5 protein-coding genes are annotated in these 6,763 nt (G+C 74.1%); 2 read left to right on the forward strand and 3 right to left on the reverse strand.

Annotation, left to right across the window (positions count from 1 at the left end):
• Positions 1-608: 608 nt before the first annotated feature.
• The 3 genes from POF43_RS34120 to POF43_RS34130 all read right to left on the reverse strand — a co-directional run bounded on the left by POF43_RS34120 (position 609) and on the right by POF43_RS34130 (position 4,395).
• On the reverse strand, positions 609-1,706 hold the full coding sequence (locus tag POF43_RS34120) for a sugar phosphate isomerase/epimerase family protein (protein ID WP_282704954.1): 1,098 nt from the start codon (positions 1,704-1,706) through the stop codon (positions 609-611).
• Between the two features lie 128 nt (positions 1,707-1,834).
• Complete coding sequence (locus tag POF43_RS34125) at positions 1,835-2,983, reverse strand: dihydrodipicolinate synthase family protein (protein ID WP_282704955.1); 1,149 nt, start codon at positions 2,981-2,983, stop codon at positions 1,835-1,837.
• A 260-nt stretch (positions 2,984-3,243) separates the two neighbouring features.
• Entirely contained in the window at positions 3,244-4,395 is a 1,152-nt protein-coding gene (locus tag POF43_RS34130; protein WP_271318366.1) for a Gfo/Idh/MocA family protein, read from the reverse strand.
• Positions 4,396-4,529: 134 nt separating this feature from the next.
• Here POF43_RS34130 and POF43_RS34135 point away from each other — a divergent pair, with 134 nt between their 5' ends.
• Both POF43_RS34135 and POF43_RS34140 read left to right on the forward strand, forming a co-directional pair.
• Positions 4,530-5,525 (forward strand): bifunctional helix-turn-helix transcriptional regulator/GNAT family N-acetyltransferase, encoded by a 996-nt coding sequence (locus tag POF43_RS34135; RefSeq protein ID WP_271325710.1) that lies wholly within the window; start codon positions 4,530-4,532, stop codon positions 5,523-5,525.
• Positions 5,526-5,693: 168 nt separating this feature from the next.
• Positions 5,694-6,494: a sugar phosphate isomerase/epimerase family protein gene (locus POF43_RS34140; RefSeq protein ID WP_271325855.1), complete on the forward strand. Its 801-nt coding sequence runs from the start codon at positions 5,694-5,696 to the stop codon at positions 6,492-6,494.
• Positions 6,495-6,763 lie beyond the last annotated feature (269 nt).

Below are 6,763 nucleotides of genomic sequence, written 5' to 3' on the forward strand. Positions count from 1 at the left end.
GGGGGGGGGTGGGGGCCGGTGGGGGGTGCGGGGGGGTGGTGGCCGGGGCCGGGAGGAGTGGGCGCCGGAGGGGTGGGGGTGCTGGAGGGGTGGGGGTGCTGGAGGAGTGGGGGTGCTGGAGGAGTGGGGGCCCGAGGAGTGGGCGCCGGCCGCGGCGGATCGGTGGAGGCCGGAGAGGTGGGCGGAGCGGTGGCCGAGGGCCGGGAGGAGTGGGGGGAGCGGGGCGACGGCCGGAGTGGGGGCAGGACAGTGAGCGGACGGAGCGGTGGCCGGGGCAAGGCGAAGTGGTCGGCGGGGCAGGTGAGGGCCCTCGCGTCGGGGAGGTAAGCGGACGGAGAAACGGAAAGGGGTCCGGCGTGCGCGCCGGACCCCTTTCATCCCCCCAACCGCTCACCGAAGCCCCCCTCCGAGAACCCGACGTCGTATACGACCCCCCACCGCCGGCGATGGTTGCGCGGGTCTGCGAAGAATTTTCCGCGCTCCGCAGAACGGCCGATCGCAACCCGCCGGAGGCATGGACGGCGGCCGGTTCGTGACATCGGTGGTCGAACAACAACGGCCTTACACACCAGTGAAGTTGCAGCAATCCCAGTAACCGGACGCACGCGTCACAGGACGAACGTACGGAAACGGTCGGCGACTTCGGCCAGAACCTCGCGCCCGTCCCGTTCCCACAACCGCGGGTTGAAGATCTCGACCTCGACGTGTCCGCGGTAACCCGCCGCCTCGACCTTCTCACGCCATCCCCGCAGGTCAACACATCCGTCGCCGAGCTGCCCCCGCCCCAGTAGGACGCCTTCGGGCAACGGGGTCGTCCAGTCGGCGAGTTGGAACGCGGCGATCCGGCCGCCCGCGCCGGCCCGGGCGACCTGGGCGGGCGCTCGATCGTCCCACCACAGGTGGTAGGTGTCGACGACGACCCCGACCTGGTCCGCCGGAAAGCGCTCCGCGAGGTCCAGCGCCTGTTCGAGGGTCGAGATGACGCAACGGTCGCTGGCGAACATCGGGTGCAACGGCTCCAACGCCAGCCTCACCCCGCGCTCGGCCGCGTACGGCGCCAACTCGGCCAACCCGTCCGCGACCCGCTCCCGCGCCCCGGCCAGATCGCGCGCCGGATCGAGCCGGGAGCGGGAGGCCGGATCGGACCGGGAGTCGAAGAAAGGGGAAGGAGAAGTGGGAGGGGATGAGGTGGGGACGGGAGAGGGGAGCGGGCCGGCGCTCGGGGTTGCGGGGTGGGCGCTAGGGGTTGCGGGGTGGGCGCTCGGGGTTGCGGGGTGGGCGCTCGGGGCGGTGGGGTCGGCGTTCTCAGCGGTGGCGGGGGCGGCGTTCTTGGCAGCGGCGGGGTCGGGGCTGGAGTCTGAGGGGCCGGCGCTCGGGCCTGCGGGGTCGACGCCTGGGCCCGCCGGTCCGAACGCGGCGCGGACGTTCCCGCCCGACGCTCCTCCGACCGCGCCCGCCGGGCCGGCGCCCGGCAATCCGCCGCTGACCAGAACGAGCGTCGGGGTACCGAGTGCCGCGGCCTCGTCGATGGCGGCGCGGTTGTCGGCGAGGGCCGCGGCGCGGGCGGTGGGGTCGACCGCGGTGAGGAAGCCGCCGCGGCACAGCGAACTGACGGTGAGGCCGGCGGCGCGCAGGGTTCGGGCGGTGCGCTCCACGCCGAACGCCTGCACGGGCTCCCGCCACAGGCCGACTGCTGTGATGCCCAACTCACCGCAAACTGCCGCCAGTTCAGGCAGGGACAGCTGGCGGACGGTCTGCTGATTGATGCTGAGGCAGGTGAATCCGAGATGAGTTGGTTGACGATGCGCCCCGAAAGAGGCCGGATTGTCAGTGGTCACTGCGAGACTCCGAAGACGGAAAGGAGGGATGCCATTCGAGAGCGCGCGAGCCCCGGATCGGGGAAGAGGCCGAGTCCGTCGGCGAGTTGGTAGGCGCGGGCCAGGTGCGGGAGGGAACGGGCGGATTGCAGGCCGCCGACCATGGTGAAGTGCGACTGGTGACCGGCCAGCCAGGCGAGCAGCACCACTCCCGTCTTGTAGTACCGCGTGGGATCCCGGAACAGGTGCCGGGCCAGCTCAACGGTGGGATCGAGCAGTGCCCGGAAGCCCTCGTGGTCACCGGTGTCGAGGCGGCGTACGCCCTCGGCTGCCAGCGGCGCGAGGGGGTCGAAGACGCCGAGCAGGGCATGGCTGGAGCCGTGGTCGTCGCCGTCGATCAGTTCCGGGTAGTGGAAGTCGTCACCGGTGTAGCACCGCACGCCGTCCGGCAGACGGCGGCGCAGGGCCACCTCGTGGCCGGCGTCGAGGAAGGAGACCTTGACCCCGTCCACTTTCCCGGGGTGGGCCGCGACCAGATCGAGGAAGGTCTCGGTCGCGGCGCCGAGGTCCGCGCTGCCCCAGTAGCCGGTCAGCGCGGGGTCGAACATCGGGCCGAGCCAGTGCAGTACGGCCGGCCGGGCGGACTGGCGCAGCAGGTGTCCGTACACCTGGGCGTAGTCCTCCGGCCCCCTGGCCAGGGCGGCCAGGGCTCGGGAGGCCATCAGCACCGGCTGGGCACCGCTGTCCTCGACGACGGCCAACTGCTCCTCGTAGGCGGCCACGACCTCGGCCAGGTCGCGCGCGGGTGCGGTGAGCTGGTCGGTGCCCGCGCCGCAGACGATGCGGCCGCCGACCGCTCGGGCCTCGGCCGCGGAACGGCCGATGAGTTCGGCGGCGGTGGGCCAGTCCAGGCCCATGCCGCGCTGGGCGGTGTCCATGGCCTCGGCGACCCCGAGTCCGTGGGACCACAGGTGACGGCGGAAGGCGAGGGTGGCGTCCCAGTCGAGTGCGGCGGGGGTGCCGGCGGCGGTGCGGTTCGGGTCGGCCACCACGTGGGCGGCGGCCAGCACGGCCCGGGAGCGCGGCGGCGGTCCCGGGTGGTGCCGGACCGGGTCGGCGCGCGGGTGGTGGTCGTGCAGGGTGCCGTCCTCGCGCGGCAGTCGCAGGACGGGAAGGCGGTGTTCAGGAAGGAGGGGTTCAGCGAGGCGGCTTACGTCCTGACGGTGCTCGGCGCGGCGTTGCCCGGCAGGGCGGCGGTCGCCCGCGGAACGGCCACCGGGGAGGAGACGGCCGTCGGACGAGAGGGGGCCGCCGAAGGGGAGAGCGCCATCGGAGGGGAGGGCACCGTCGGAGGGGAGAGGAGCGTCGGAGGCGGAACTGCTGGCGGAGGAGGAGTCCGGATCGGGAGGGGTCGGGTGGGAGGTGGTCACAGGGTCAGCTCCGGGACGTCGAGCCTGCGGCCCTCGGCCGAGGAACGCAGGCCGAGCTCGGCGAGCTGGACGCCGCGGGCCCCGGCGAGGAGGTCCCATCGCCACGGGGTGTCGAGGGCGACGTGGCGCAGGAAGAGTTCCCACTGCGCTTTGAAGCCGTTGTCGAACTCGGCGTTGTCAGGGACCTGCTGCCACTGCGCACGGAAGGGTTCGGTGGTGGGCAGGTCGGGGTTCCAGACCGGTTTGGGGGTCACGGAACGGTGCTGTACGCGGCAGTCGCGCAGGCCGGCGACGGCCGAGCCGTGGGTGCCGTCGATCTGGAACTCGACGAGTTCGTCGCGGGCGACGCGGACCGCCCAGGAGGAGTTGATCTGGGCGACGGTGCCGTCGGCGAGTTGGAAGACGGCGTAGACGGAGTCGTCGGCGGTGGCGCGGTACGGGGCGCCGGATTCGTCGACGCGGGTCGGGATGTGGGTGGCCGTGAGGGCCTGGACGGAGGTGATGGGTGAAAGGAGTTCGCGCAGGACGTACTCCCAGTGCGGGAGCATGTCGGCGGTGATGCCACCGCCGTCCTCGGCGCGGTAGTTCCACGAGGGGCGTTGGGCGCTCTGCCAGTCGCCCTCGAAGACCCAGTAGCCGAATTCGCCGCGAACGGACAGGACGCGGCCGAAGAAGCCGCTGTCGACGAGGCGTTTGAGCTTGAGCAGGCCCGGCAGGAAGATCTTGTCCTGCACGACCCCGGAGCGGACGCCGGCGTCGCGGGCGAGCCGGGCCAGGTCGAGGGCGTCGGTGAGGGAGGTCGCGGTGGGCTTCTCGCAGTAGACGTGCTTGCCGGCGGCGATGGCGCGGCGCAGGGCGTCGGGGCGGGCGGCGGTGACCTGGGCGTCGAAGTAGACCGTGACGGTGTCGTCGGCGAGGACGGCGTCGAGGTCGGTGGTCCAGTGGGCCAGGCCGTGGCGGTCGGCGATGGCGCGCAGCGCGTCGGCGCGCCGTCCGACGAGGACGGGTTCGGGCCAGAGGGTGTCGCCGTCGCCGAGGTCGAGGCCGCCCTGGTCACGGATGGCGAGGACGGACCGGACGAGGTGCTGCCGGTAGCCCATCCGGCCGGTGACGCCGTTCATCGCGATGCGCACGGTCCTGCGGGTCACGTCGGTCCTCTCGGTCGGCCGCCGGGCAAGCACTGTCCGCCCCGGTCTGTCTACCCGCGCCGGGCCGGGGCATCACGCGCCCCGCGTACCGTTGTCACAGTCAACGACCAGTCAACGATTCCTTGAGGTGGAACATGCCCGACCCGACGAACTCGCCCATCCCGGCGGACTCCGGCGACACCGCCGGTGCCGGTTCGCCCTCGCTGCGGCCGACGGTGAACGCGGTGCTGGAGTTCAACCGGTTCCACAGCACGCTGCTCGGGGCGCTGGACCAGGCGGGTCGGCGGGGGACGCCGTACTCGCCGGCGGAGGCCCGGGTACTGGAGGAGCTGAAGGAGGCTACGGCGGTGCCGGTGGCGCGGCTGCGGGAGACGTTGCGGATGGACCGCGGGCAGTTGAGCAGGGTGCTGGCGCGGCTGGAGGAGGCCGGGCTGGTGGTGCGGGAGCCGCATCCGGTGGACCGGCGGGCGCAGTCGGCAGCGCTGACGGACGGCGGGCGGGAGGCGGCGCGGTTGCTGGACAGCCGGTCGTACGAGGCGGTCGGCGACGTGGTGAACCGGCTGGCGGAGGGGCAGCGGTATCGGCTGGTGGAGGCGTTGCGGACCGCGCGGGAGACGTTGACCGGGCCGATGGTCGGCGTGGTGACGCTGCGGGGGCCGGAGCCGGGCGACCTGGGCTGGGTGATCGAGCGGAACGCGGCGGTGTACGCGGCGGAGTTCGGCTGGAACGGGGAGTACGAGGCGCTGGTGGCGCGGATCGTGGCGGACTTCGCGAGCGGTCATGACGAACGGCGGGAGGCGCTGTGGATCGCGGAGCTGGACGGGCGGCCGGCGGGATGCGTGTTCTGCGTGCGGGACGAGGCGCCGGGGACGGCGAGGTTGCGGTTGCTGCTGGTGGATCCGCGGGCGCGGGGGCATCGGATCGGGCAGCGGCTGGTGCGGCGGTGCGTGGAGTTCGCCCGGACGGCGGGGTACCGGGAGCTGGTGCTGTGGACCAACGACGTTCTGGGAGCGGCGCGCCGGATCTACCAGGAGGCCGGGTTCGAACTGGTGGCGGAGAGGCCGCACCACAGCTTCGGCCAGGACCTGGTCGGCCAGGACTGGCGGCTGATGCTGCACGAGGATCGCTGAATGCGGGGCGCTGAATGCCGGGGCGCCGAATGCCGGGCCGCTGAATGCCGGGGCGCCGAATGCCGGGGCGCCGAATGCCGGGCGCCGAATGCCGGGCCGTTGAATGCGCGGTGGCGGTGGGGCGCGGCGGCGGGGAGTCGGCGGGCGGGTGCCGGGTAGGGTCCGACGATGAAGCTGGCGTTCTCGACACTCGGGGTTCCAGGGCTGGCGGTGGACCAGGTGGTCCGCCTGGCCGCCGATCACGGCTATCACGGCGTGGAGTTGCGCGCGTGCGCCGGTGAGGAGCCGGTGCACACCGGACTCACCGGTGCCGAACGGGCCGCTGTCGCCGGGCGGTTCGAGGGGGCCGGGGTCGAAGTGGTGAGCGTGGCCGGGTACGCGCGGGTGGCGCGGGGCGGTCCGGACGAGCCGGTGCTGGCGGACTTGCGCGAGCAGGTCGGGCTGGCGGCCGATCTGGGGGCCGGGTTCGTCCGGGTCTTCCCCGGTGGCGGCGAGGGGGCCGGGCCGGAGGCGGACGCGGTGGCGGCGCGGCGGCTGGCGGCGGTGGCGCCGTACGCGGAGGAACGCGGGGTGCGGCTGGCGCTGGAGACGCACGACTCGCACCCGGGCGGGACCGACGTGGCGCGGGTGATGGGGCTGGTGGGGCACCGGGCGGTGGGCGCGGTGTGGGACCTGATGAGTACCTGGCGGGCCGGCGAGGAGCCGTTCGTGACGTATCCGGTGCTGTCGCCGCACCTGGGCTACGTGCAGGTCAAGGACATCGCGTCGCGGGAGGCGACGACGCCGCTGCCGCTGGGTGAGGGTGTGCTGCCGCTGGCGGACTGCGTGGAGCTGCTGAGCCGGGACGGGTGGGACGGCTGGCTGAGCTGGGAGTACGAGAAGCGCTGGTATCCGCAGGCGGCGGAGCTGCCGGAGTTGCTGGCGGCGGGCCGGCGGGTGCTCGGGCGGTTGCTGGACGAGTCGGCCTGAGGGCCGGGGGCGACCGCCGCCTGAGAGCGGGGAGGACCGCCACCTCAGGGCCGGGTCGGCCGCAGCGTCAGGACCGGGCAGACCGCCGCCTCAGGGTCGGCGGCCGCCGCCCAGGGACGGGTCGGCCGCGGTTCCCGGTGGGCGAGGCCGCGGTTCCCGGTGGGCGGCGCCGCCGCCCCCCGGGGGGGGGGGGGGGGGGGGGGGCGGGGGGGGGGGGGGGGGGGGGGGGGGGGGGGGGGGGGGGGGGGGGGGGGGGGGCGGGGGGGGGG

Origin of the sequence: Streptantibioticus silvisoli, from assembly GCF_027947535.2 — a bacterium.
GTDB classification, from domain to species: Bacteria; Actinomycetota; Actinomycetes; order Streptomycetales; family Streptomycetaceae; genus Streptantibioticus_C; species Streptantibioticus_C silvisoli.